Origin of the sequence: Acidovorax sp. YS12, from assembly GCA_021496925.1 — a bacterium.
GTDB lineage: Bacteria > Pseudomonadota > Gammaproteobacteria > Burkholderiales > Burkholderiaceae_C > Paenacidovorax.
The window spans coordinates 567,045-590,702 of record CP053915.1; the positions used below are offsets into that span (position 1 = coordinate 567,045).

Sequence of the window (23,658 nt, forward strand, 5' to 3'; positions counted from 1 at the left end):
TGCGCAACCGGCCACAATCCAGCGCCATGACGGTTCCCGCTTCTCCCATGCCCCAGGCGCAAGACCTGTGGATTGATACCCCCCTGGGCGCGCTGTACGCCTGCCGCTGGCAGCCCGCCAGCGCGGCCCAGGCGCAAGCGCCCATCGTGCTGTTCCACGATTCTCTGGGTTGCGTGGCCCTGTGGCGCGACTTTCCGGCGCGGCTGTGCGCCGCCACCGGGCGCGCCGTGCTGGCCTACGACCGGCTGGGCTTTGGCCGCTCGGCGCCGCGCGGCGATGCGCTGGCGCTCGACTTCGTGCCCGCCGAGGCGGCCCAGGTGCTGCCGCTGCTGCGCGCGGCCTGCGGCGTGCCGCGCTTCGTGGCCATGGGGCACAGCGTGGGCGGGGGCATGGCGGCCCATGCGGCGGCGCAGGCGGGCTCGGCCTGCGTGGCGCTGGTGACCGAGTCGGCGCAGTGCTTCGTCGAGCCGCGCACGCTGGCTGGCATCCGCGCCGCCGAGGCCGCCTTTGCCGACCCGGCGGAAATGCAGCGGCTGGCCCGCCACCACGGCGAGCGCGCGCCCTGGGTGCTGCAGGCCTGGACGCGCACCTGGCTTTCGCCCGCGTTCGCGGACTACAGCCTGAAGCCCGCGCTGGCCGCGGTGCGCTGCCCCACGCTGGTGCTGCACGGCGAGGAGGACGAGTACGCCACCCCGCGCCAGCCCGAGCGCATCGCCGCCAGCGTGGCCGGGCCGGCCGAACTGGCGCTGCTGCCGGGCTGCCGCCATGTGCCGCACCGCGAACAGCCCGAGGTGGTGCTGGCGCGCATCGCGGCATTTCTGCGGGCACTGCCGTGAACTCCTGAAACCATAGCTGCTGGCGCTTGCTGTATCTCGCTTTGGCGGAATAAACTGCCTGAAAACGGGCTGTGGAAAGCGCTGGCAGCTATCAAATTTGCACTACAGCCTGCGCAGCCGCTCCAGCGCCGTGCGCAGCGTCTCGTCCTTCTTGGCGAAGCAAAAGCGCACCACGCGCTGGTCGAAGCCGTCGCCGTAGAAGGCCGACAGCGGAATGGCGGCCACGCCGATCTCGCGCGTGAGCCACTGGCAGAAGTCGGCTTCCGGCAGGTCGCTCACGGCCGAGATGTCCACGCACTGGAAGTAGCTGCCGGTGCTGGGCAGCAGCTTGAGGCGCGAGCCCTCCAGCCCCTGGCGGAACAGGTCGCGCTTGGCCTGGTAGAAGGCGGGCAGCTGCAGGTAGGGCGCGGGGTTGCGCAGGTATTCGGCCAGGCCGTGCTGCATGGGCGTGTTCACGGTGAACACGTTGAACTGGTGCACCTTGCGGAACTCGGCCGTAAGCAGCGAGGGCGCGGCCACGGTGCCCACCTTCCAGCCCGTGACGTGGAAGGTCTTGCCGAAGCTGGAGACGATGAAGGCGCGCTCGGCCAGGCCCGGAAAGCGCGCGGCGCTCTGGTGCGTGGCGCCGTCGAAGACCATGTGCTCGTAGACCTCGTCGCTGATGAGCAGCACGCTGGTGGGCGCGAGCAGTTCCTCCAGCGTGCGCATGTCGGCTTCCGTCCATATGGTGGCGCTGGGGTTGTGCGGGCTGTTGATGAGGAGGAGGCGCGTGCGCGGCGTGATGGCGGCGGCGATCTTGCTGAAATCCGGGCGGAACGTGCCGGGTGTGAGCGCCACGCGCACAGGCACGCCGCCCGCCAGTTCGATGCCTGGCACGTAGCTGTCGTAGCAGGGTTCGAGCACGATGACTTCGTCGCCCGGGTGCACGCAGGCCAGGAGGGCCGTGAGGATCGCCTGCGTGGCGCCCGCGGTGATGGTGATTTCGCTGTTGGCGCAATACCGGCGCGCGTGGAGTGCTTCTATTTTTGAAGCAACGGCCTGGCGCAACGCGGGCACGCCGGGCATCGGCGGGTACTGGTTGTGGCCGGCCTGCATGGCGCGCGCCACGGCATCGGCCAGGGCCGGGTCGCAGTCGAAGTCGGGAAAGCCCTGGCCCAGGTTGACGGCGCCGTGCTCGGCCGCCAGCGCGGACATGACGCTGAAGATGGTGGTGCCCACGCGCGGCAGGCGGCTGGGGAAGGCGGGAGTGGTCATAGCTCGTAGTCGTTCACGTGCCCGGTCATGGCGCGGGCGACCAGGTCGCGGCTCAGGCGGTCGCTCAGCAGCTCGGCGAATTTGTAGACGAAGTTGCGCAGGTAGGCGCCGCGCTTGAAGGCCACGCGCGCCACGCTCTGGCCGAACAGGTGGCCCACCGGGCGCACCACGAGGTCGCCCACCGGGTCGTCGCGCATCGCCATCTCGGCCACGATGCCGATGCCCAGGCCCAGGCGCACGTAGGTCTTGATGACGTCGGAGTCGATGGCTTCGAGCACGATGCGCGGCTGCAGCTTGCGTGCGGCGAAGGCCTGGTCGATCTTGCTGCGGCCGGTGAAGGTGGGGTGGTAGGTGATGAGCGCCTCGTGCGCGATGTCCTCCAGGCCCACGCGCTCCTTCTGCGCCAGCGGGTGGCTGGTGGGCATCACCAGCACGTGCTGCCATTCGTAGCAGGGCAGGGTGACGAGGTCGGGGTATTCGGCCAGCGACTCGGTGGCCATGCCGATTTCGGCCACCTCGTCGATCACCATGCGCGCCACCTCGTGCGGCGTGGCCTGGTGCAGGCTGATGGTGACCTTGGGATAGGCCTCGCGCAGCCGCGCCACGGGCGGCGGCAGCACGTAGCGCGCCTGCGTGTGCGTGGTGGCGATGGAGAGGGTGCCGCTGTCCTGCGCGCTGTACTGCTCGCCGATGCGTTTCAGGTTGCCGACCTCGCGCATGATGAGCTCGATGCTTTTCAGCACGTGCTGGCCCGGCTCGGTGATGCGCTTGAGCCGCTTGCCGTGGCGCGCGAAGATGTCCACGCCGAGTTCGTCCTCCAGCTCGATGATGGCCTTGGAGACGCCGGGCTGCGAGGTGTGCAGCGCCTTGGCGGCCTCGGTCAGGTTCAGGTTGCGGCGCGCGGCTTCCTGGACGAAACGGAATTGGTGCAGATTCATACTGAAATGCGGCTAAAAAGTCGCATCATTATGCTGCATTCTTTATAACGATGTTTCCGTGGCGATGTGTGCCATGAGGGCCGTCATGCGCGGGTCTTCGCCCACGGGGCTTTGCACCGCGAAGGCCACGCCGGGGTGGTTCTGGCGCAGCGCCTGCACCAGTTCGGGCAGGTCGTTGCGGGCGTGGCGGCCGGTGCCCAGGAACATGGGGACCACGGTGAGGTGGTCCACGCCCAGCGCCACCAGCTCGGCACAGGCCTGCGGCAGGTCGGGCGCGCACAGCTCCAGGTAGGCGCAGCGCACCGGCAGGCCGGGCTGCTGCGCGGCGATGTGGGCGCGCACGGCCTCGATGGGCGCGCGCCACAGCGGGTCGCGCGAGCCATGGGCGAACAGGACGACACCGGGGCGCATCAGCGTCGGAGCACCAGCCAGCCGAAGGCGGCCAGCGACGCGGCGGTGTAGATCAGCCCGGGCGCGGCGGCGGTGAGCCAGGGCGACCAGTTCTGCAGCGTGCCGGCATAGCCGAACACGGTGTTGAGCAGGAAGAAGCTGATGCCCGCCATCACGCCGCCGAACACGTAGGCCGCGAGGCCGCCGGAGCGGAAATGCAGGTAGGCGAAGGGCAGGGCCAACACCACCATGACGAGGCAGCTCAGCGGGTAGAACACCTTGCGCCAGAACTCGATCTGGTACTTCTGCGCCGACTGGCCGTTGGCCTGGAGGTGGCTGATGTACTGGAACAGCTCGATGGTGGGCATGCGCTCGGGCTTGAGCAGCGCGGCGGAGACCATTTCCGCGGTGATGCCCGTGGGCCAGGGCATGCTGGCGGCGTCGGTCTGCTCCACATGGGCCTGGTCGGCGCCGCGCAGCACGAAGCGGCGCTGCTGCGCCTGGGCCAGCACCCAGCCAGATCCGTCTTCGGCGACCTGGGCGGATGCGGCCTGGATCTGTGCGCTCAGCCGTCCCTGGTCGTCGAAGTCGAAGATGCGGATGCCGATCATCTGCCCATCCGGGCCGAGCGCGCGCACGTTCACGGCCAGCGAATGGCCGTCGTCCTTGCGTTCCTTGAGCCAGCCGCCGGTGGCGCCCGTGGTCAGCTGCCCCAGGTAGCGCGCCTTCAGCATCTGCCCCGCGCGGTCGGCCATCGGGGCCACGTAGTCGCCCATGGCGAAGGTGAGCGCCACGAAGGCGCAGCCCAGCACCAGCAGCGTGCGCAGCGCGCGCCCCGGGCCCATGCCGCTGGTGCGCATGATGGTGAATTCCGAGGTCTGCGCCAGGCTGGCCATCACGTAGATGGTGCCGATCAGCACGGTGATGGGCAGCAGCTCGTACAGGTAGTTGGGCAGGCGCAGCACCACCGTGAGCAGCGCGTGCGAGAGCTGGTAGCCCCCGGGCGCGCGGCTGACCCAGCGCAGCTCGTCGATCATGTCGAAGAAGAAGAACAGCGCCAGGAAGGCCACGGTGACGTAGGCCACGGCCAGCGAGGCCTCGCGGTAGATGAGGCGGCGCAGGATCTTCATGCCGTGCCCCCGGCGCCCGCCCGCGCCCACAGCATGCGCGGCGACCAGCGGTTGTGGCGTGCGGCCAGGGCCGCCAGCGTGCAGGCCAGCACCCCGCCGTGCAGCAGCGCCATGAAGGGCAGCAGGCCGATGCGGCCCAGGGCGATCCAGCTCTGGCCCAGCGTCATGAGGTTGTAGTACACGATGAAGGCGAACAGCGCGAACACCAGGCTGCTGCTGCGCCCGGCGCGCGGGTTGACGCTGGCCACCGTCAGGCCCAGCAGCACGAAGTTGAACGAGCCCAGCGCCAGCCCCAGGCGCCAGCCCAGTTCGGCCAGGTGTTCCGGGTCGGGGCTTTGCAGCAGGGACAGCGTGGGGCGTGCCTTGGCGGCGAGCTCGCCTTCGGCGGCCTGCGATGCCTTGCCCACGCGGGTGCTGTATTCCTCGAACTCGCTCAGGCGCAGGCCGGGCGTGTCCTGCGCGGTTTCCATGCGCGCGCCGTGGAACAGGTAGGCCACGCGCTCGCCGGCCTGGATTTCCACGCGGGCGCTGCGCGCCGAGGTGACGGATTCCTTGCCGGGGTCGGAGGCCGCGATGAACACGTTGCTGGCGGAGCGGTCGTCCGGGCTGTCCTTGTCGATGAAGAACACGCGCGTGCCGTTGGCCGACTCCTGGAACTGGCCGGGGGCGATGCGGTCCACGTCGCTGCGCTGCTCGTACTGCGTCTTGAGCGCCTGGATCTGCTGGTTGGCCCAGGGCCACACGCCCAGCGCCAGCACGCCGATGACCAGCATCACCGGCCAGGCGAAGCGCAGCAGCGGGCGCAGCAGGCTCGCCAGGCCGCGCCCGCTGGCGAACCAGATGACCATCTCGCTGTCCCGGTACATGCGCGAGAGCGAGCCGACGATGGCGATGAACAGGCTCAGGCTCAGGATGGTGGGCAACTGCCCCACCACGGTGAAGCCCATGATGAGCATCACGTCGGACGGGTTGACGTTGCCGCGCGAGGCCTGGCCCAGGGTGCGGATCAGCATCATGGTCATGACCACCGTGACCAGCACCACCAGCGTCGCGCCGAAACTGCGGGCCAACTCCTTGCGGATGGATGAATCGAATAACATCGGTGAGAGCCTGCCCGGCGGGCTCTTGAAGGAAAATGCTGATTATGAACTTTGAATTGAAGGCCCTGGGGCTGCCCGAAGCCGCCACCGAGAAATGCGATCTGCTCGTGCTGCTGGTGGCCGAAGGCTTCGACGCGGGCAGCGACGCCCTCTCGGCCGTGGTGGCGCGCGCGCTCAAGGCCAAGGACTTCGAGGCCCAGCCCGGCAAGACCCTGGAGCTGTACCAGCTGCCAGCCGTGGCGGCGCGGCGCGTGGTGCTGGCCGGCGTGGGCAGCGGCACGGCCAAGGCGGCGCACAAGGCCGTCGTGGCCTGTGCGGGCGCGCTTAAGGGCAACGGCGTGCAGCAGGCCGTCGTCTGCTTTGCCGGGGCGGCCCAGCCCGACGCCGTGGCGGCGGCGGTGCAGGCCGTGGCCGAAGCCACGTATGTGTACACCGCCACCAAGCCCCAGGCGAAGGCGCCCGCCCTGGCGCGCGTGACGCTGGCCGTCGCCGACAGGAAGGCCGCGCAGGCGGCCCAGGCAGCCTTCGCGCGTGGCAAGGCGCTGGCGGCCGGGGTGGGGCTGGCGCGTGAGTGGGCCAACCGGCCGGCCAACCACGCCACCCCCACGCTGCTGGCCGAGGCGGCGCAGGCGCTGGCCGATCTGCCCAAGGTGCAGTGCAAGGTGCTCGGGCCCGCCGAGGTGGAAAAACTGGGCATGGGCGCCTTCATGGCGGTGGCGCGCGGCTCGCACGAGCCGCTGCGCTTCATTGAGCTGCGCTACCAGGGCGGCGCCAAGTCCGAGGCGCCGGTGGTGCTGGTGGGCAAGGGCATCACGTTCGACGCTGGCGGCATCTCGCTCAAGCCCGCCGCCGAGATGGACGAGATGAAGTTCGACATGGGCGGCGCGGCCAGCGTGCTGGGCGTGTTCCGCGCCCTGGGCGAGCTGCAGCCCGCGATCAACGTGGTGGGCCTGGTCCCCGCCTGCGAGAACCTGCCCGATGGCCGTGCGCTCAAGCCTAGCGACGTGGTCACGAGCTTGCAGGGACAGACCATCGAAATCCTCAACACCGACGCCGAGGGGCGCCTGGTGCTGTGCGATGCGCTGGCCTATGCCGCGCGCTTCAAGCCGGCGGCGATGATCGACATCGCCACCCTGACAGGGGCCTGCGTGGTGGCCCTGGGCGGCGTGCGCAGCGGCCTGTTCGCCAGCGATGAGGCCCTGGCCGCCGGCCTGTACGCCGCGGGCGAGGCGGCGCTCGACCCGTGCTGGCGCATGCCGCTGGACGACGAGTACGCCGAGGGGCTCAAGAGCAGCTTCGCCGACGTGGCCAACGTGGCCGGCCGCGCAGCCGGCGCCGTGACGGCGGCGAAGTTCCTGCAGCGCTTCGTGGGCGGCACGCCCTGGGCGCACCTGGACATCGCCGGCACGGCCTGGAAGAGCGGCGCGGCCAAGGGCGGGACGGGCCGCCCGGTGCCCCTGCTGGTGCATTACCTGCTGGAGCGCGCAGGCAAGGCGCCCGCCGCAGCACCGGCCAAAGGCAAGGCGCGCAAGACGGCCGCCGACTGACATGCGCCATGCCTGAAGTCGCCTTCCACTTCAACGCGCCCGACAAGCTGGCCTATGCCTGCCGCTTTGCGCGCAAGGCGCTGCGCAGCGATGCGCGGGTCGTCATCGTCGGGCCGCCCGAGGTGCTGCAGCCGCTGGACGGGATGCTGTGGAACATGGCGCCGCAGGATTTCGTGGCCCATGCGCTGCAGGGCTGCGATGCCGAGCTGTGGAGTGCCTCGCCGGTCGTGCTGGCGCAGGGCACGCAAGGCGCTCCGCACCAGGACGTGCTGCTCAACCTGGGCGCGCAGGTGCCCGAGGGCTTCGAGCGCTTTGCCCGGGTGGTGGAAGTGGTCAGTGCGCACGACGAGACCGACCGGGGCATGGCGCGCCAGCGCTGGCGCCAGTACCAGGCGCAGGGCCATGCCATCGTGCGCCACGACCTTGTTCTCAAAGATTCCTGAACACCATGGCACAGCCACCCCGGACTCCGCCGCGTTTCGTTCCCACCCTGACCGAAGTGGTGCAAGGGGCGGCGGTGCCGCCGGCATCTCCTGTGCCGGCGCATGGCGCGGGCGTCCCTGCGTCCCCGGCGCGGCCGCCGGCATCTGCCGCGCCGGTTTCTCTCGCGCCTGCTCCGGTGGCGGCGTTTGCGGTGCCACCCAAGGCGCCAGCGACCCCTGTGGCCCCTGCGGCGCCCGTGGCCTTGCAGTTGCCGGAGGGCTTCGAGGAGCACCTGGTGCACCGGGTGATGCAGCGCGTGGACGTGGAACTCGATCTGCGCCTGCGCGAGGCCATCGCCACGGTGGTGCAGGAGCAGACGCGCTCCATGGTGCCGCGCCTGCGCGAGGAGGTGGAATCGGTGGTGCGCCACGCCGTCTACGAGGCCGTGGCGCAGGAGCTGGAAGCGCCGCGCTGAGCAGCTTCCTCAGCGGCGTACCTGGAGCGCGCCGGGGTTGACGATGTTCGTCGGTGTGCCGCGAATGTAGTTGACCACGTTGTCGAAGGCCGAACCGAAGTACAGCTCGTAGCTGTCCTGCTCCACATAGCCGATGTGCGGCGTGCAGATGCAGTTCTCCAGCCGCAGCAGGGCGTGGCCCTGCAGGATGGGCTCGCTCTCGAACACATCGACCGCGGCCATGCCGGGGCGGCCCCGGTTGAGGGCGGCGATCAGGGCGTCGTGCTCGATCAGCTCGGCGCGCGAGGTATTGACCAGCAGCGCCGTCGGCTTCATCAGCGACAGGTCCTGCAGCGTGATCATTCCCTGGGTTTCTTCCGACAGTCGCACGTGCAGCGAGAGCACATCGCACTGGGCGAAAAAATCCTCGCGCGTGCTGGCCACCTGGTAGCCATCGGTCAGCGCCTGCGCGCGCGAGGCCTCCCGGCCCCAGACGCGCACGTTCATGCCGAAGGCCCGCCCATAGCCGGCCACGATCTGGCCGATGCGCCCGTAGCCCCAGATGCCCAGCGTCTTGCCGCGCAGCACGTTGCCCAGGCCGAAGTTGGGCGGCATGGAGGCCGCGCGCATGCCCGACTGCTGCCAGGCGCCGTGCTTGAGGTTGGCGATGTACTGCGGCAGGCGGCGCATGGCGGCCATGACCAGCGCCCAGGTCAGCTCTGCCGGCGCCACGGGCGACCCGACCCCCTCGGCCACGGCGATGCCGCGTTCGGTGCAGGCCGCGACGTCGATGTGCGCACCGATGCGCCCGGTCTGGGCGATCAGCTTGAGCCGGGGCAGTTTTTCAACGAGTTGCCGCGTGATGTGGGTGCGTTCGCGGATCAGGACGATGATGTCGGCATCGCGCAGGCGCACCGCGAGCTGTCCGAGACCCTTCACCGTGTTCGTATAGACCTTGGCAGCGTAGGCATCGAGCCGGGATGCGCAGTGCAGTTTCCGTACTGCATCTTGGTAGTCGTCAAGGATCACGATGTTCATCCCGCCATTGTGCCCTGGCGGTACCCCGTGGCCGTTGCAACAGCAGGTAAGTCAGTGGGACATGCCGGGTATGGCCGCCGCCTTGCGGGCCATGCGCCGTTCAGCCCTGTTCGCGGCGCACCATGCGTTCGAGTTCGGCGCACACATCGGCCATGCGCCCGGAGATGACGAGGCGCCCCGCGCAGCCCGGCGCGCTGCTGTCGAGTACGCGCACCACGCGCACCGCGCGCGCTCCCTGGGTTGGGGTGCGCCAGCGCGGCAGGGCGGGAGCGGCGGCGGCTGGAATCGAGGACAAGGCAATTGGCATGTGAAAACTCCAATGAGGAAAAGGGGTGAACACAGGCAGGATTGCGAAGGGGGGTGTGCATCATCCAGGGTTGGCGGGGAAGGCCCGCCAGACGCCCGCCACCTGTATGGCGCGCGGCGGTGCGCTACATCAGCATGGTGTTGCGGATCAGGCCGACGGCCAGGCCTTCGATCTCGAAGGGCTCGCCGGGCTGCACGGTGATCACCGGGTAATCGGGGTTTTCGGGCAGCAGCTCGATGCCTGTGGCCGTGCGGCGCAGGCGCTTGACGGTCACGTCGTCGCCCAGGCGGGCGACGATGATCTGGCCGTTGCGCGCCTCGCGCGTGGCTTGCACGGCGAGCAGGTCGCCGTCCATGATGCCGGCGTCGCGCATCGACATGCCGCGCACCTTGAGCAGGTAGTCGGGCTTGTGCTGGAACAGGCTGCCTTCCACGCAGTAGGTCTGGTCCACATGCTCCTGCGCCAGGATGGGCGAGCCCGCGGCCACGCGGCCCACCAGGGGCAGCACGAGCTGGGTGATGCCCGGAATCGGCAGGCTGAACTGGGTGCCGCGCGCGGCGTTGATGTTGCGCACGGTGTTGCCGCACAGGCGGATACCGCGCGACGTGCCGCTGACCAGCTCGATGACGCCCTTGCGCGCCAGCGCCTGCAGGTGCTCCTCGGCGGCGTTGGCCGACTTGTAGCCCAGCTCGGCCGCGATCTCCGCCCGCGTGGGGGGCGCGCCGGTGCGGGCGATGGCCGTCTGGATCAGGTCCAGGATCTGTTGCTGGCGGGCGGTGAGCTTGGGGTGGTCGAACATGGCGGGTTCCCTTGCTGTACGATGAAATGGGATATGGATTTAAATCCAGTAACTGTATTTTTAACCAGTTTTCGGGAGGTGGCAAGTGCAGGCCAACAACATCGTGGTGCTGGGCATGGGCGGAACCATCGCGGGGACGGCCGTGCGGGCCGGCGACAACGTCGGCTACCAGGCGGCCCAGCTCGGCGTGCAGGCGCTGCTCGACGCCGTGCCGGGGCTGGCCCAGGCGGCGTGCGGGCCTCTGCTGGCCGAGCAGGTGGCGCAGGTCGACAGCAAGGATATGGATACCGACGTATGGCGCGCGCTGGCGGCGCGCTGTGCCGCGCTGCTGGCCGATGCGCGGGTGCGCGGCATCGTCATCACCCACGGCACCGACACGCTGGAGGAAACCGCCTGGTTCCTGCACAGCGTGCTGGCGGCGCGCAAGCCCGTGGTGCTGACCTGCGCCATGCGCCCCGCGACGGCGCTGGCGCCCGACGGCCCGCAGAACCTGCGCGATGCCGTGGCCGTGGCGGCGGCGCCGGGCGTGCAGGGCGTGCTGGTGGTGGCCGCCGGCACAGTGCACGGCGCGCGCGAGGTGCAGAAGGTGCACCCGTACCGCGTCGATGCCTTCGGCTCGGGCGACGCGGGGCCGCTCGGCTGGGTCGAGGAGGGCACCGTGCGCTGGGCAAGAAATATGCCTCCAGCCCTTTGCCAGCAAGCGCTTGCAGCTATGGAAAGCGTAGTGCGGGAGCGCGCCTGGCCGCGCGTGGACATCGTGTTCAGCCATGCGGGCGCCGATGGCGCCATCGTCGATGCCCTGGTGGCCAGCGGTACGCAGGGCATCGTGGTGGCGGCCACGGGCAATGGCACGCTGCACCATGCGCTGCAGGCCGCGCTGGCGCGCGCGCAGGCGGCCGGCGTGCCGGTGCGCGTGGCCTCGCGCTGCCCGCTGGGGCAGGTGCTGCCCCGGCCGGACAGCCCGTTTCCCGATGCAGGGGGCCTGAGCCCCGTGAAGGCGCGCGTGGCGCTGCTGCTGGAACTGCTGGCACGGCAGCCTTGAGCGCGGCGCGTTCCATATCAGCAAAAATGGCCTCCAGCCCTTTTCTGTAAAGCGCAAGCAGCTATCAAATGGTGAGCGAATGCGCCTGCTTCGCCGATGGCGCGCTCACACCCAGGCCGGGCCGCCTTGTCAGCGGAAAGACCGGCCGCGGCGTGGCCAGCAGGCGATGCCGGCCACCAGCGCCACCGCCGCCACGCTGAGCCAGCCCAGCCACAGCATCAGGCCGAAATGCGCCCGCCAGCCCCAGGCGCACAGCCACAGCGCCAGTGCCAGCACCAGCCAGCCCAGGCAGCGCAGCAGGCGCTTCTGCGCGGCGGAGGCAGCCCGGCGCAGCAGCAGCGCGCCCTCGCGCTCGCTCGCCAGCGCCAGCAGGGCCAGGCCCGCCATGTTCAGCAGCAGGGCCGCCAGATGCCAGCCCCAAGGCAGATCGGGCATCATGCCGCGCTCCCTTTCACCAGCCACCACGCCAGCAGCGCCGCCGCGCCGCTCCACAGCAGCAGCCAGCCCCAGGCGCGCGCCGCGCTGCGCGTGTGGAACGTCCACAGCAGGATGGGCACGTAGAGCAGGAAGCCGAGGTCCATCCCGAGGCTCACCGCCTGCGCGCGCGCCAGCGGCAGCAGCAGCCCCAGCAGCACCGCCAGCGCCGAAGCCAGCGCATAGCCGCCCAGCGCCGCCGCCAGCACGCGCGATGCCACGCTCCAGCGGTGGCGGGCGTCGGGGCTCTTGAATTTGCTCATGGCGTGTTCCTCCGCATGGCTGCGCCAAACCACTTGCGCCGCAGCCGCCATGCCGCTGCCCCCAGCAGCAGCGCCAGCACGAGTATGGAAAGGTCGAACCCGGCCAGCCCCCCATCGCCGGCGGGCAGCGTCACGCCCAGGTGCCGGTCGGTCGTCAACGCATTCAGCAGCGGAACCAGCCCGAAGGCCAGTGCCGCCAGCGACAGCACTTCGGTCCAGGCGCGCTTCTCGGGCCGCAGCAGCCCGTACACGATCGCCACCAGCCAGACGGCGAACAGGCCGTGGATTTCCCACGCCGCCCGGCCCTCCAGCCCCACCGGCAGCAGGCGGTTGGCCCAGAAGAACGCTGCCATGCCCAGCGGCAGGCCGGCCAGCATGCCCACGTTCAGCCGCGCCACCAGCTCCACGCCCCAGGGCGCGTCGCCGCGCCGGGCGTGCCTGTCGCGGCGCTTGACCACCCACAGCACCATGCCGGTGGCGATCATGAAACAGCCCAGCAGGCCCGAGAGAACGTAGAGCCACAGCAGCATGGGCCGGGCGAACCAGCCATCGTGCAGGGTCAGCATGACGAAACGCAGGCGAATACCCGGGCCAAGTACCGGTGTCGCCAGCAGCACCCCGGTTGCGGCGTCGAAGCGGAATTCCGTTTCCGGCGTTTCATGGCGCGGCAACTCGCTGCCATAGGGGCGGCGCATGCGTACCTGCAGGGGCTGGCCCGCTGGATGGGTGATGGTGATCTGCCCCACCTCGCCCGTGCCCAGCGTGCGTTCGGCCTGCTCCACCATCGCCATCAAGGGCGCCTTGGGCCGCTGAACGGGCAGGTGGCGCTGTTCCCGGTGCAGCAACTCCGTGTAGTAGCGTTCCACCGCGCCCTGCGACGTGCCATAGGCCACGGCCACCGGCGCGGGCAGGCTCTCACGGTCGAAGTACACCAGCCCGCTGTAGACGATCATTACGAAGAACGGCAGCGCCATCACGCCGGCCACGTTGTGCGCATCGAGCCAGCTGCGTGGCCCCTTGCCAGGGCGGAAAGTGAAGAAGTCCTGGAAGATCTTCTTGTGAACGATCACCCCCGTCACGAGCCCGAGCAGGCCCAGCAAGGCCGCCGCCGCCACGATGCGTTTGCCCAGTCCTTCGCCCAGGTAGTGCAGTTCGCTGTGCAGTTCCAGGAAGGCACGCCCGCCTTCGGTGTCGCGCACGGCGGGGCGCGGCACTTCGGCGCCCGTGTGCGGATCCAGATCGGCCTGGCCCCGCAGATCGCCACGCCAGCCCACGGCCAGCAGCGTGCGTTTTTCCTGCCGGTGGCGATGCCGTTCGTGCGGCAGATAGATATCCCACCGGGACTGGCCTGCCGCATGCTGCTCCAGATAGTCCAGCGCATGTGCCAGTGCCGTTGCACGGTCCACGGGCTGCACCGGCGCATCCAGGGGCCGCTCCGGCTGCATCCAGCGGCTGATCTCGATGTGGAACACCGTCGCCGTGCCCAGCAGGAAAATGAAAAACAGCAGCCACCCGGCCACCAGGCAGCCCCAGGTGTGCAGCCATGCCATGCTTTGGCGGAAATAAGCCTTCATGATCTTGATCCGGACAGCCATCGAGAGGCCCCATTGGCGTGGCCTCTCGATGCAATGGCTTAATCAGAAGGCGTATTTCAGGTTCACGGCGACGCTGCGCGGAGCGCCGTAGAAGTTCTCCAGATTCGTGCCGTAGCTGCCAATGGACTCGTAATAGCGGTGGTCGAACAGGTTGTTGACCGTCATGCCCACTTCCGCCTGCTTGTTGATCCGGTACTTCGCCATCAGGCCGACGATGGTGTAGCCGCCCTGCTCGATGCGGAATCCCGAGCCTTCCGTATACATCCCGCTCTGGGCACGGACATTGCCGCCCACTGTCCAGTCGGTGCCGGGTATCAGGTACGCCGTGTAAGCCCGGAGAATCTGCCGCGGCATATAGGTGCCATAGGCTTTCCCCTGGTTGGCGCCACTGCCGTATTCGCGGTGGACCCAGGTATAGCCGACGCCGGCTTGCCAGCCTGGCAGCAGTTCCCCGTTCAGGCCCAGATCAACGCCCTTGCTGACGACCAGCCCCGCCGCCGTGTAGCACCGGCCGCCATTGCAAGCCGTTTCCGGGACGCTCGTGTCCACTTGCGGCAGATTGGTCTGTTCGAGCCGGAAAACGGACGCCGAGGCATTCAGGCGGCCTTGCAAGAGTTCGCTTTTAACGCCCAGTTCGTGGTTTTTTCCGGCAATGGGGTCGATCGTGCCGCCGCCGAATTTCAGGTTGCTCTGCGGTTTGAAAATGTCGGAATAGCTGGCATAGACCGAGGTGCTTGTGCCGATGTCGTAGACCAGACCGGCATAGGGGGAAACGACGGCGTCCTCTTTCTGCTGCCGGACACCAGCCGCTTCGTACGCATACCAGCTGACCCGGGTGCCGAGAATCAACTTGAGCGTGTCGGCAAGGTTCAAACGGACCGCGCCATAAACGCCGCGTTGCATCGTCTTGTTGGCAACCGGCCATGCGGGAAAATGGCCCGAAGGCTGAAAAGTGGATGCACCCTCGTAGCTGTGGATATTGTCGATGGGGACATAAACAAAAGGCGACGTCAGGCGGCTTTTGTCTTTCATCCGGGCACTGGATGCCCCCAAAATCAGTTCATGCTTCCGCTCCAGAAGCTGGAATGGTCCGCTGGCATAGACATCGAGCACATCGGATTCGAATTCGCGCTGCTGGAGCGCGCTGGATACACGCAAGCCGCCGCCGGTGACGGGGTTCAATGTCCCGCTCAGGTTGTTCACCACGTTGTCACCCGTGATGCCGGTATGGGTATAGGCGGCTTTCAGCAACCAGTCCGCCGGCAATTTCTGATCGAGGTTCAGGGTGTAGCCGGTGAGTTCCTTGGTGCTGTCGCCGTTGGCCAGGCCATAGAACGCCGATCGGGGCAGCCCGAGGTCGGCGCCATTCGGATTCCTCGGTACGCCATAGTGCATGTTGAAGTCGTTCTTCTGGTACATGGCACTGGCGCTCGCGGTCGCCGTTGCCGTCACGTCCGCCTCGACGATGGCGTAGAAGCCCTGGCGGTTGTCGTACACGTGGCCGGTGAAGGCATCGCCGTGGTCCCGCAGCGCAACCGCCCGGCCGCGAACCCTGCCGGACGCGACCAGCGCGCCGGAGACGTCTGCCACCAGCCGCTTCTTGTTCCACGAGCCGAGTTGGGATTCGACATGGGCCTGAAATTGCTCGGTCGGCCGCTTGCGGACCAGGTTGATGGTGCCGCCGGGGTCGCCCGCGCCACCCATCAGGCCGGAGGCGCCTTGCAGTATTTCCACCTTGTCGAGAAACGCGGTATCCGGCGCCGGGCCACGATTGTTCTCGCCAATGCCAATGGGGTTGGGGATGCCATCGAATTGGCTCTGGAGCGCGAATCCTCTGCTGTAGTACGCCGCGCCATCGCCCCCGCGCCTGAGTACCGAAATCGTGCTGCTGCTTTCCAGCACGTCGTCAATGTTGGCCAGCCCGAAGTCGTCCATCTTCTGCCGCGTCACCACAGTCACCGTTTGCGGCGTTTCGCGCAGGCTCAAATCGAGCTTGGTGGCCGTGCGGCTGCTCGTGGTGGTGTACGAGCCGGTGCTTTCGGTCATGCCGTCTTTTACGGGCTGCGCGCTCACCTGCATGGCGGGCAGCGTGGCCTCGGCGTGGGGCGCCGCGCCGGGCGCGGGCGCGCCGGGGTGGGTGGCGCGCAGGCTGTAGCTGCCGTTGGTTTCGCGCGTGGCCTGCAGCGCGTGGCCGCGCAGGATTTCGGCGAAGCCCTCGCGCACGGCGTAGCTGCCGTTCAGCCCGGCGCTCTGGCGGCCTTGCAGCAACTGCGCGTCCACGGTCAGCTCCAGGCCCGCGGCGCTGGCGAAGGCGTTGAGCACCTGGCCCAGTGGCCCGGGGGCGATGCGGTAGCCCTGCCGCGCCTCGGCCGCCGGGCTGGCGGGTGTCTGCGCCCGGACGGGCAGGGCGGTGTACAGGGTGCCGAGGGCCAGGCCCGCCGCCATCGCCAGGGTGCGCGTGGCGGCTGCCGTGCGGGTGAGGGTGCTGGGGGCGGGAAGGCCAGGGGTGCGGCGGTTGCGCATGTTCGGGGCTTTCAGGGGAAGGTTGGTGAATGCAATGAGCGGGTTCACCTTGTTTTCCGAACGAGCGCGGGAAATCCTCAATGCCGGGGCAAGAAAGTGCGCCGCGCCTGCCGCCGCCGGGGCGGAAATCTCAATAAAAATGGCCTCCAGCCCTTGTGCAGCAAGCGCTGCAAGCTATCAAAACAGGAGTTTTATGCCTTATCTGGCGTGCACGCTGACCCAGTAGCGGGTGCGGTAGGTGACGGCCACGGGCAGGCTCAGCGTGAGGTTGTGCAGCGCGCGGTCGGTGTCGTGCAGCGAGAACACGCCGCTCACGCGCAGGCCGGCCACGGCGGGGTCGCAGCGCAGCAGGCCGGGGCGGTAGCGCGCCAGTTCGGCGGTCAGCTCGCCCAGGGGCATGGCGTCCGCCACGAGGATGCCGCGGCTCCAGGCGGCGGCGCTGTCGGGGACGGTGGCCGGGGGCTGCACGCCGCTGGCGGTGAAGCTGGTGCGCTGGCCGGCGGCGATGCGCAGGGGGGCGGCGCCAGCCTGCGCGGGGCGGATGTCCACCGCGCCCTCGAACACGGCGACGTGCGATGCCCCGGCGTCCTGGCGCACGCTGAAGCGCGTGCCCAGCGCCTGCACGGTGCCCTGGCGGCTGCGCACGCGCAGGGGCGCAGCGGGCGCGGGGCCGGGCGCCGAAGTGACGAGGATTTCACCCGCGCGCAGCACGATCAGGCGCTCGCCGGCGGTGTAGCGCAGATCGACGGCGGAGGCGCTGGCCAGCACCATCTGCGTGCCGTCGGGCAGGGTGACGCTGCGGTTTTCGCCGGTGCCGCTGCGCAGGTCGGCGGTGGCCAGGGTCCAGGCTTCGCTTTCACGCACCACGTAGCCGATGCCGCCCACGGCAAGGCCCAGGCCGAGCAGCCGCATGGCGCGGCGGCGCGCGGCACCGGGGGCGGGCGTGCGCAAGGCGTGGCGGGCCATGGCGGCGGGCACGCTGGCGAGCTGGTGCTCGAACGCCAGCAACTGCTGCCAGGCCTGTTCGTGCCCGGCATGGGCCGCGCGCCAGGCGGCGCACGCGGCCTGGTCGGCGGCGCTGGCTTCGCCCGACCACAGGCGCGCCATCCATTCGGCGGCACGCTGGACGGTGGCGGGGTCGGGCGCCGGCGTCTCCGTGGGCGCATCGGCGGGCGCGTTGGTGGGCGTATCGGCCAGGGGGCCTTCGGGCGGGCGCATGGCGGTTCAGCGTGCCGGCGTGGCGTGCAACGCCTGGTGGCAGGCCACCAGGGCGGCGGCGATGTATTTCTCCACCGACGACACCGATACGCCGAGCCGGGCGGCGATGTCGCGGTAGCCCATGCCGTCGAGCTTGCACAGCAGCAGGGCTTCGCGGGCCTTGGCGGGCAGGCCGTGCAGGATGGCGTCGATCTGGATCAGCGCCTCGATGGCCAGGGCGCGCTCTTCCTCCGACGGCGCCAGGGGCTCGGGCAGCAGCGCCAGGGCCTGCAGATAGGCCGATTCGATGTGCCGCCGGCGGTGCAGGTCGATCACCAGGCCATTGGCGATCTGGGCCAGGTGCTGGCGCGACTGCTGCGCCTGCGGCACCTGGCCGGTGCGCAGGATGCGCAGGTAGGTGTCGTGCGCCAGGTCGGCCGCGTCGCAGGCGTTGCCGAGCTTGCGGCGCAGCCAGCCCCGCAGCCAGCCGTGGTGGTCGGTGTAGAGGGCCTCGATCCTTTGCTGCAGCGCGAATTCTGTGTGGGTCATGGCATCCCCGGGGGCGCGGCGGGCGCACGGGCTGGGGCGTTTGGATGGGAATTGTTCTTATTCTATGGGCATGCCACGGGGACGGCTGCGGGAAAAACAAAGGCCCGCGCTGGGCGGGCCTCGGTAGCGTGGGCGCGGCAGCTTCAGCCAGCCAGGGCGGCCAGCGCGCGCTGCGTGATTTCCTCCACGCTGCCGGTGCCGCTGATGGCGCGGTATTGGGGCGCGGCGGCAGGCTCGGCCTGGGCCCAGTTGCTGTAGTAGTCCACCAGCGGGCGGGTCTGGGCGCTGTAGACCTCCAGGCGCTTCTTCACGGTGTCTTCCTTGTCGTCGTCGCGCTGGATCAGGTCCTCGCCCGTCACGTCGTCCTTGCCGGCCACCTTGGGCGGGTTGAACTTGACGTGGTAGGTGCGGCCGCTGGCCGGGTGCGAGCGGCGGCCGCTCATGCGCTCGATGATGGCGTCGAACGGCACGTCGATTTCGAGCACGTAGTCGAGCTTGACGCCCGCCGCCTTCATGGCTTCGGCCTGGGGAATGGTGCGCGGGAAGCCGTCGAACAGGAAGCCCTGGGCGCAGTCGGCCTCGGCGATGCGTTCCTTCACGAGGTTGATGATCAGGTCGTCGCTCACCAGCTGGCCCGCGTCCATCACCGCCTTGGCCTTCAGGCCCAGGGGGGTGCCGGCCTTCACGGCGGCGCGCAGCATGTCGCCGGTGGAGATTTGCGGAATGCCGTATTTCTGGCAGATGAAGGCCGCTTGCGTGCCTTTCCCGGCGCCGGGCGCGCCCAACAGGATCAGTCTCATGGAGTTCCTCGGATGGTGTTGAAATCTCGGGGCGGCGCTGGCCACGGGCCCGCAGGGCCGGGCTGCACCGCTCTTATATAGGACTTGCGAGGATAGCATGGGCATGTCGTCGCCTGGCTTACGCCCCCGGCGGCGGCCCGCGCGGCCGTTTTCCCGGCCGTTTTTCAGCGCGTGGATACGCGCGGGCGCTCAGCCGAAAAGCGCGCGCACCCGGGCCAGGTCTTCGGGCGTGTCCACGCCCGGGCCCGGGGCCTGGGCGCTCACGTGCACGGCGATGCGGTGGCCGTGCCACAGGGCGCGCAGTTGCTCCAGCGCCTCGATGGCTTCGGTGGGCGCGGGCGCCAGGCGCGGGAACTGGCGCAGAAAGCCCGCGCGGTAGCTGTAGATGCCGATGTGGCGCAGCGGCGCGAAGCCCGCCAGCGCGGGGACCGCGGCGGGCGCCTCCCACCACGCCTGGCCCGCATGGTCGCGCGCGTGGGGAATGGGGGCGCGGCTGAAGTAGTGCGCCATGCCCTGCGCGTCGCACACCACCTTCACCACGTTGGGGTTGGCATAGTCTGCCAGGCGGTCGATGGCGTGCGCCGCCGTGCCCATGCTGGCGCCGGGGTGGGCCTGCAGCAGCGCGGCCACGGCGTCGATCAGCGCGGGGTCGATCAGCGGTTCGTCGCCCTGCACGTTGACCACCACGGCGTCGCCGTCCAGCCCGAGCTGCTCGCAGGCTTCGGCCAGGCGGTCGCTGCCGCTGGCGTGGTCGGGCCGGGTGAGCAGCGCGGGTACGCCGTGGCTGTGGCAGGCCGCCTGGATGCGCGCGTCGTCGGTGGCGACGACGGTGCGCGCGGCGCCGCTCAGGCCCGCCTGGCGCGCCACGCGCACGACCATGGGCAGCCCGGCGATGTCGGCCAGCGGCTTGTCGGGCAGGCGGCTCGATGCCATGCGCGCCGGGATCAGCACCGTGAAGCCGGTGGCCGCGGCAGCGGCGGGCGCGCTCATTTTTCGAGTTCCTCGTCGCTCAGCGGGCGCGCCTCGTTCTCCAGCAGCACGGGGATGCCGTCGCGCACCGGGTAGGCCAGGCGCGCGCTGCGCGACACCAGCTCCTGGCGTTCGCGGTCGTAGGTCAGCGGGCCTTTGGTGACGGGGCAGACCAGCAGTTCGAGCAGTTTGGTGTCCATGGCAGGCAAGGGGGTTGGGGCAAATCAGGGCGCTGATGATAGCGAGGCGTCGAGCCGCGCGAAGAATTCCGGCGGCAGGCCCAACTGCAGCGGCACGGCCAGCGCGCCGGGGTGGGCGGGCCAGAGCTTGACGGCGTCTTTTTCGGTGCAAATCAGGGTCTGGCCCTTGTCTGGCAAGCGCTGCCAGCTATTGAAATCGTAGTGATCGGGCAACGCCTCGCAGTGCGCCAGCGTCAGCCCTCGCGCGCGCAGCATGGCGAAGAAGTCCTCGGGCCGGGCGATGGCGGCCACGGCGTGCAGCGGCTGGCCGCGCAGGCTGGCCAGCGGCACCTGGCGGCCTTGCGCGTCGATGGCGCAGGGCGCGAGCTGCCGCGCGAGCCGGAAGGCCGGGGCGCGGGTACCGCGCGGCGGCTGGGGTGCGGCGTGCAGCACGGCATCCACCGCGCGCGGCCAGGGCTCGCGCAGCGGGCCGGCGGGCAGCAGGAAGCCGTTGCCCACGCCTTCGTCGTTGAACACGCAGATTTCCACGTCGCGCGCCAGCGCCAGGTGCTGCAAGCCGTCGTCGCAGACGATCACGTCGGTGGCCGGATGGGCGGCCAGCAGCGCGCGGCCCGCCTCGGCGCGGCGGCGCGCGACGAACACGGGCACGCTGGCCGCACGGGCGATCAGCAGCGGTTCGTCGCCCGCCTCGGCGGCGGTGCTGGCGGGCAGCACCTCGCGGCAGCCATCGCCGGCGCGCCCGTAGCCGCGCGAGACCACGCCGGGTTGCCAGCCCGTGGCCCGCAGGTGGCGCACCAGCGCCAGCGTCACGGGCGTCTTGCCCGCGCCGCCGGCGATCACGTTGCCCACGACGATCACGGGCACCGGCAGCCGCTCGCTGCGCAGCACGCCCTGCCGGTAGAGCGCGCGGCGCAGCGCGGCGAGCGCGCGGTAGGGCAGAGACAGCGGCCAGAGCGCCAGCGCCAGCGGCCCGCGCTGGCGCCAGGCGCTGCGCAGGCGGGCGGACAAGGGCATGGATCCTTAGCGTCCGGCGCTGGCCGAGGATTGGGTGGCGAAGGTGATGCGCGACAGCCCGGCGCGGCGCGCGGCTTCCATCACCGTGATCACGGCCTGGTGCGGCGCCTGCGCGTCGGCGCTGATGATGACGACGCTGTCCGGCCCGGCCTTGGCGGCGTCGCCCAGCACGCGCGCCATGGACTCGACGCCGCCGCCTTCCACCGCTGCCTTGTTGACGGCGTAGCGCCCGTCGGCGGCCACGGCCACGACGATTTCCTTGGGGTAGTCGCGCTGCTGCTCGGCATCGGCCACGGGCAGCGTGAGCTGCAGCTCGGTGAACTTGCTGTACGTGGTGGTGAGCATCAGGAAGATGAGGACCACCAGCAGCACGTCGATGAACGGGATCAGGTTGATCTCCGGCTCATCCTTGGGGCGGGGGCGGAAGTTCATTTCGCTTTCAGCCGCAGCAGGTGGCGCACAAACTGTTCGGCCGACAGCTCCAGCGTGAGCAGGTAGGCATCGACGCGGCTGCGGAAGTAGCGCCAGAAGATCAGCGCCGGAATGGCCACGATCAGGCCGAAGGCGGTGTTGTACAGCGCGGTGGAGATGCCGTGCGCCAGTTGCGCCGGGTTGCCGCTGCCGACGGCGCCGCCGCCCGTCTGCGCGCCGAAGATCTCGATCATGCCGATCACCGTGCCCAGCAGGCCCAGCAGCGGCGCGGCGGAGGCGATGGTGGCCAGCGCGTTCAGGTACTTCTCCAGCCGGTGCGCCACGGCGCGGCCCGTACCCTCCATGGCGGCGCGCAGGTCGGCCTCGGTGCTCTGGGGGTGCAGGTGCAAGGTGCGCAGACCGGTGGCCAGCACTTCACCCAGGGCGGAGTTCTGCGCCAGCTGGTTCACGGTGTCGGGCGCGGGCAGGCCCTTGGCGGACACGGCCATGGCCTCATCGAGCAGCTTCGGGGGAGCGACGCGGGCGGTTTTGAGGGACAGGAAGCGCTCGACAATCAGCGCCAGGGCCAGGATGGAGCAGGCAACCAGGGGCCAGATGGGCCAGCCTGCGGCTTGTATGATCGTCAGCAATTCTCTCTCCGCGCGAATGGGTGCAGCCCACGATTATGGCCTACACCACCGCGCCCGCCGCCGCTGGGCGGGGCTCGGTTGCAGACGGTTGCACAGGCCGGCGCGAAACCCACAAATCCTGTGGATAACTTTGTGGGCAAATGCGTGGACAGCCGCCGCCAGACGGCGCCAATACACGCTTGCGACAGATTGATGAAAAATTGGTCAGTGAAAAATCCTTTAAAATCAATGGCTTGTACGTACTTGCTGGCGTTTCGGGCGGTTTCGGCATGGCGCTGCCGCGCTGCGTCCGCGCTGTGGAGTAATGCCCGCCGCATGGGGCCCGCAAACCCTTTCAGCGCCTATGTTTGAGCCCGAAAACCCTGTATTGGCGCCGCGTGTGTGGGAGGTTGGCGCGCTGTGCCGCGCCGTTGCTGATGCCTTGCAGGCGCGCTTCAACCCGGTCGCGGTGCGCGGCGAGATCACGGGCTTCATGCGCGCGTCCAGCGGGCATTGCTACTTCTCCATCAAGGACGCGCAGGGCCAGATCCGCTGCGCCATGTTCAAGCGCGCGGCGGGCCTGCTCGACTTCACGCCGCGCGACGGCGAGCTGGTGGAGCTGCGCGGCCGCCTGGGCGTGTACGAGCAGCGCGGCGACCTGCAGCTCATCGTCGAGAGCCTGCAGCGCGCGGGGCAGGGCGCCTTGTTCGAGCAGTTCCTGCGCCTGAAGGCGCAGCTGGAGGCCGAGGGCTTGTTCGACGCCGCGCGCAAGCGCCCGCTGCCCGCCATGCCGCGCGCCATCGGCCTGGTGACCTCGCCCGGCGCGGCGGCGCTGCACGACGTGGCCACGGCGCTGCGCCGGCGCGTGCCGCACATTCCGGTGGTGCTGGCGCCGGCGCTGGTGCAGGGCGCACAGGCGCCCGCGTCGCTGTGCGAGGCGCTATCGAAACTGTATCTGCTGGCGCGCTCTGGGCAAGGGCTGGAGGCCGAAAAGGCTGAAAATCCTGGCGTACCGCCGATCGACGTGATCCTGCTGGTGCGCGGCGGCGGCTCCATGGAGGATCTCTGGGCCTTCAACGACGCCCAACTGGCGCGCACCATCGTGCAGAGCCCGGTGCCCGTGCTCAGCGGCGTGGGGCACGAGACGGATTTCACCATCGCCGATTTCTGCGCCGACCTGCGCGCGCCCACGCCCACCGCCGCGGCGGAGCTGGTGGCGCAGCCGCGCGACTTCTGGCTGGGCGCGCTGCAACTACTGGCGCAGCGCCTGGACGACGGCGTGCAGCGCCAGATCGACCTGCGCCACCAGCGGCTCGACGGTGCCGCGCAGCGCCTGGGCCGGCCTTCGGGCAGCGTGGCGCGGCAGGAGCTGCAACTTGCCCGGCTGGCGCAGCGCATGCGCCATGGCGTGCTCCTGAAAACGCAGCGCCTGGCGCAAGCCCAGCAAGCCTTGCAGGCCCAATTGCCGCAAACCCTGCAGCGCAGCCTGGCAGGCCAGGCGCAGCGCCTGGAGCGCGCCGCGCTGCGCCTGGAGCTGCTCGACCCGCGCCTGGTGCTGCAGCGCGGCTACGCGCTGCTGGCCGATACCGAGGGCCGCAGCGTCACCAGCGTGGCGCAGGCGCGGCCCGGCGCGCCGCTGCGCGCCACGCTGGCCGACGGGGTGCTGGACCTCACGGTGGTTCCGCCCCGGCTGGTGTAGGGGCTTGGCGCGCGCCCTCCCTGCACGCGCGGCGGGTTCTTCCTACAATGCTCTTTTGCCCCTTGCCAGGGGAGGGC

Annotated in this window: 26 protein-coding genes; 6 read left to right on the forward strand and 20 right to left on the reverse strand. The window is 69.8% G+C overall.

The genetic code is table 11. The features are described 5' to 3' along the window. The first annotated feature begins 26 nt into the window (after window positions 1-26). Window positions 27-836: an alpha/beta hydrolase gene (locus YS110_02695; GenBank protein ID UJB63746.1), complete on the forward strand. Its 810-nt coding sequence runs from the start codon at window positions 27-29 to the stop codon at window positions 834-836. Window positions 837-938: 102 nt separating this feature from the next. Here YS110_02695 and YS110_02700 read toward each other — a convergent pair whose 3' ends face one another. The 5 genes from YS110_02700 to lptF are packed head-to-tail and all read right to left on the reverse strand — an operon-like array spanning window position 939 to window position 5,648. Beyond that, the gene (locus YS110_02700) at window positions 939-2,090 is read right to left on the reverse strand and encodes a pyridoxal phosphate-dependent aminotransferase (GenBank protein UJB63747.1); all 1,152 of its coding nucleotides are present in this window, start codon (window positions 2,088-2,090) and stop codon (window positions 939-941) included. Next, window positions 2,087-3,028, reverse strand: a complete 942-nt coding sequence (locus YS110_02705) for a CysB family HTH-type transcriptional regulator (GenBank protein ID UJB63748.1) — start codon at window positions 3,026-3,028, stop codon at window positions 2,087-2,089. The genes YS110_02700 and YS110_02705 overlap by 4 nt, the downstream gene beginning before the upstream one ends. Before the next feature lie 42 nt (window positions 3,029-3,070). Then, on the reverse strand, window positions 3,071-3,439 hold the full coding sequence (locus tag YS110_02710; protein ID UJB63749.1) for a CbiX/SirB N-terminal domain-containing protein: 369 nt from the start codon (window positions 3,437-3,439) through the stop codon (window positions 3,071-3,073). Then, window positions 3,439-4,548, reverse strand: coding sequence for an LPS export ABC transporter permease LptG (gene lptG / locus YS110_02715; GenBank protein ID UJB63750.1), 1,110 nt, complete (start codon window positions 4,546-4,548; stop codon window positions 3,439-3,441). The genes YS110_02710 and lptG overlap by 1 nt, the downstream gene beginning before the upstream one ends. Further along, window positions 4,545-5,648, reverse strand: coding sequence for an LPS export ABC transporter permease LptF (gene lptF, locus YS110_02720; protein UJB63751.1), 1,104 nt, complete (start codon window positions 5,646-5,648; stop codon window positions 4,545-4,547). Before lptF ends, lptG begins: the two co-directional genes overlap by 4 nt. 44 nt (window positions 5,649-5,692) lie before the next feature. On the opposite strand from lptF, the gene YS110_02725 reads away from it, so the two are divergent. From YS110_02725 to YS110_02735, 3 genes are read left to right on the forward strand one after another with little or no spacing between them, the layout of a single operon-like run. Further along, on the forward strand, window positions 5,693-7,195 hold the full coding sequence (locus tag YS110_02725) for a leucyl aminopeptidase (protein ID UJB63752.1): 1,503 nt from the start codon (window positions 5,693-5,695) through the stop codon (window positions 7,193-7,195). Between the two features lie 8 nt (window positions 7,196-7,203). Next, on the forward strand, window positions 7,204-7,638 hold the full coding sequence (locus tag YS110_02730) for a DNA polymerase III subunit chi (GenBank protein UJB63753.1): 435 nt from the start codon (window positions 7,204-7,206) through the stop codon (window positions 7,636-7,638). Window positions 7,639-7,643: 5 nt separating this feature from the next. After that, window positions 7,644-8,093, forward strand: a complete 450-nt coding sequence (locus YS110_02735) for a hypothetical protein (protein ID UJB63754.1) — start codon at window positions 7,644-7,646, stop codon at window positions 8,091-8,093. Between the two features lie 9 nt (window positions 8,094-8,102). Here the strand turns inward: YS110_02735 and YS110_02740 are convergent, their stop codons facing one another. The 3 genes from YS110_02740 to lexA form a co-directional block, all read right to left on the reverse strand. After that, on the reverse strand, window positions 8,103-9,110 hold the full coding sequence (locus YS110_02740; GenBank protein ID UJB63755.1) for a D-2-hydroxyacid dehydrogenase family protein: 1,008 nt from the start codon (window positions 9,108-9,110) through the stop codon (window positions 8,103-8,105). A gap of 100 nt (window positions 9,111-9,210) precedes the next feature. Continuing rightward, window positions 9,211-9,417, reverse strand: a complete 207-nt coding sequence (locus tag YS110_02745; GenBank protein ID UJB63756.1) for a hypothetical protein — start codon at window positions 9,415-9,417, stop codon at window positions 9,211-9,213. A 124-nt stretch (window positions 9,418-9,541) separates the two neighbouring features. Next, complete coding sequence (lexA, locus tag YS110_02750; GenBank protein ID UJB63757.1) at window positions 9,542-10,216, reverse strand: transcriptional repressor LexA; 675 nt, start codon at window positions 10,214-10,216, stop codon at window positions 9,542-9,544. A gap of 115 nt (window positions 10,217-10,331) precedes the next feature. Here lexA and YS110_02755 point away from each other — a divergent pair, with 115 nt between their 5' ends. Then, window positions 10,332-11,258, forward strand: coding sequence for an asparaginase (locus YS110_02755; GenBank protein ID UJB67325.1), 927 nt, complete (start codon window positions 10,332-10,334; stop codon window positions 11,256-11,258). 129 nt (window positions 11,259-11,387) lie between these two features. Here the strand turns inward: YS110_02755 and YS110_02760 are convergent, their stop codons facing one another. From YS110_02760 to YS110_02815, 12 genes are all read right to left on the reverse strand, one after another. After that, window positions 11,388-11,696 (reverse strand): DUF3325 family protein, encoded by a 309-nt coding sequence (locus tag YS110_02760; GenBank protein ID UJB63758.1) that lies wholly within the window; start codon window positions 11,694-11,696, stop codon window positions 11,388-11,390. Beyond that, window positions 11,693-11,995 carry an iron transporter gene (locus tag YS110_02765; protein UJB63759.1) on the reverse strand — a complete coding sequence of 101 codons (303 nt, stop codon included), beginning with the start codon at window positions 11,993-11,995 and terminating at the stop codon, window positions 11,693-11,695. The genes YS110_02760 and YS110_02765 overlap by 4 nt, the downstream gene beginning before the upstream one ends. Then, a complete protein-coding gene (locus tag YS110_02770; protein UJB63760.1) occupies window positions 11,992-13,569 on the reverse strand; it encodes a PepSY domain-containing protein in 1,578 nt (525 codons plus the stop codon). The genes YS110_02765 and YS110_02770 overlap by 4 nt, the downstream gene beginning before the upstream one ends. 63 nt (window positions 13,570-13,632) lie before the next feature. Continuing rightward, a complete protein-coding gene (locus YS110_02775) occupies window positions 13,633-16,161 on the reverse strand; it encodes a TonB-dependent siderophore receptor (GenBank protein UJB63761.1) in 2,529 nt (842 codons plus the stop codon). 150 nt (window positions 16,162-16,311) lie between these two features. Beyond that, window positions 16,312-17,331 carry a FecR domain-containing protein gene (locus YS110_02780; protein UJB63762.1) on the reverse strand — a complete coding sequence of 340 codons (1,020 nt, stop codon included), beginning with the start codon at window positions 17,329-17,331 and terminating at the stop codon, window positions 16,312-16,314. 6 nt (window positions 17,332-17,337) lie between these two features. After that, entirely contained in the window at window positions 17,338-17,859 is a 522-nt protein-coding gene (locus YS110_02785) for a sigma-70 family RNA polymerase sigma factor (protein ID UJB63763.1), read from the reverse strand. A gap of 143 nt (window positions 17,860-18,002) precedes the next feature. After that, window positions 18,003-18,659 carry an adenylate kinase gene (gene adk / locus YS110_02790; protein UJB63764.1) on the reverse strand — a complete coding sequence of 219 codons (657 nt, stop codon included), beginning with the start codon at window positions 18,657-18,659 and terminating at the stop codon, window positions 18,003-18,005. Window positions 18,660-18,848: 189 nt separating this feature from the next. Further along, a complete protein-coding gene (gene kdsB / locus YS110_02795; protein ID UJB63765.1) occupies window positions 18,849-19,649 on the reverse strand; it encodes a 3-deoxy-manno-octulosonate cytidylyltransferase in 801 nt (266 codons plus the stop codon). After that, the gene (locus tag YS110_02800) at window positions 19,646-19,828 is read right to left on the reverse strand and encodes a Trm112 family protein (GenBank protein ID UJB63766.1); all 183 of its coding nucleotides are present in this window, start codon (window positions 19,826-19,828) and stop codon (window positions 19,646-19,648) included. Before YS110_02800 ends, kdsB begins: the two co-directional genes overlap by 4 nt. Before the next feature lie 24 nt (window positions 19,829-19,852). Further along, window positions 19,853-20,842: a tetraacyldisaccharide 4'-kinase gene (locus YS110_02805; protein ID UJB63767.1), complete on the reverse strand. Its 990-nt coding sequence runs from the start codon at window positions 20,840-20,842 to the stop codon at window positions 19,853-19,855. A 6-nt stretch (window positions 20,843-20,848) separates the two neighbouring features. Then, on the reverse strand, window positions 20,849-21,274 hold the full coding sequence (locus YS110_02810; GenBank protein ID UJB63768.1) for a biopolymer transporter ExbD: 426 nt from the start codon (window positions 21,272-21,274) through the stop codon (window positions 20,849-20,851). Then, on the reverse strand, window positions 21,271-21,903 hold the full coding sequence (locus YS110_02815; GenBank protein ID UJB63769.1) for a MotA/TolQ/ExbB proton channel family protein: 633 nt from the start codon (window positions 21,901-21,903) through the stop codon (window positions 21,271-21,273). Before YS110_02815 ends, YS110_02810 begins: the two co-directional genes overlap by 4 nt. Window positions 21,904-22,246: 343 nt before the next feature. On the opposite strand from YS110_02815, the gene xseA reads away from it, so the two are divergent. Continuing rightward, the gene (gene xseA, locus YS110_02820; protein UJB63770.1) at window positions 22,247-23,581 is read left to right on the forward strand and encodes an exodeoxyribonuclease VII large subunit; all 1,335 of its coding nucleotides are present in this window, start codon (window positions 22,247-22,249) and stop codon (window positions 23,579-23,581) included. Window positions 23,582-23,658 lie beyond the last annotated feature (77 nt).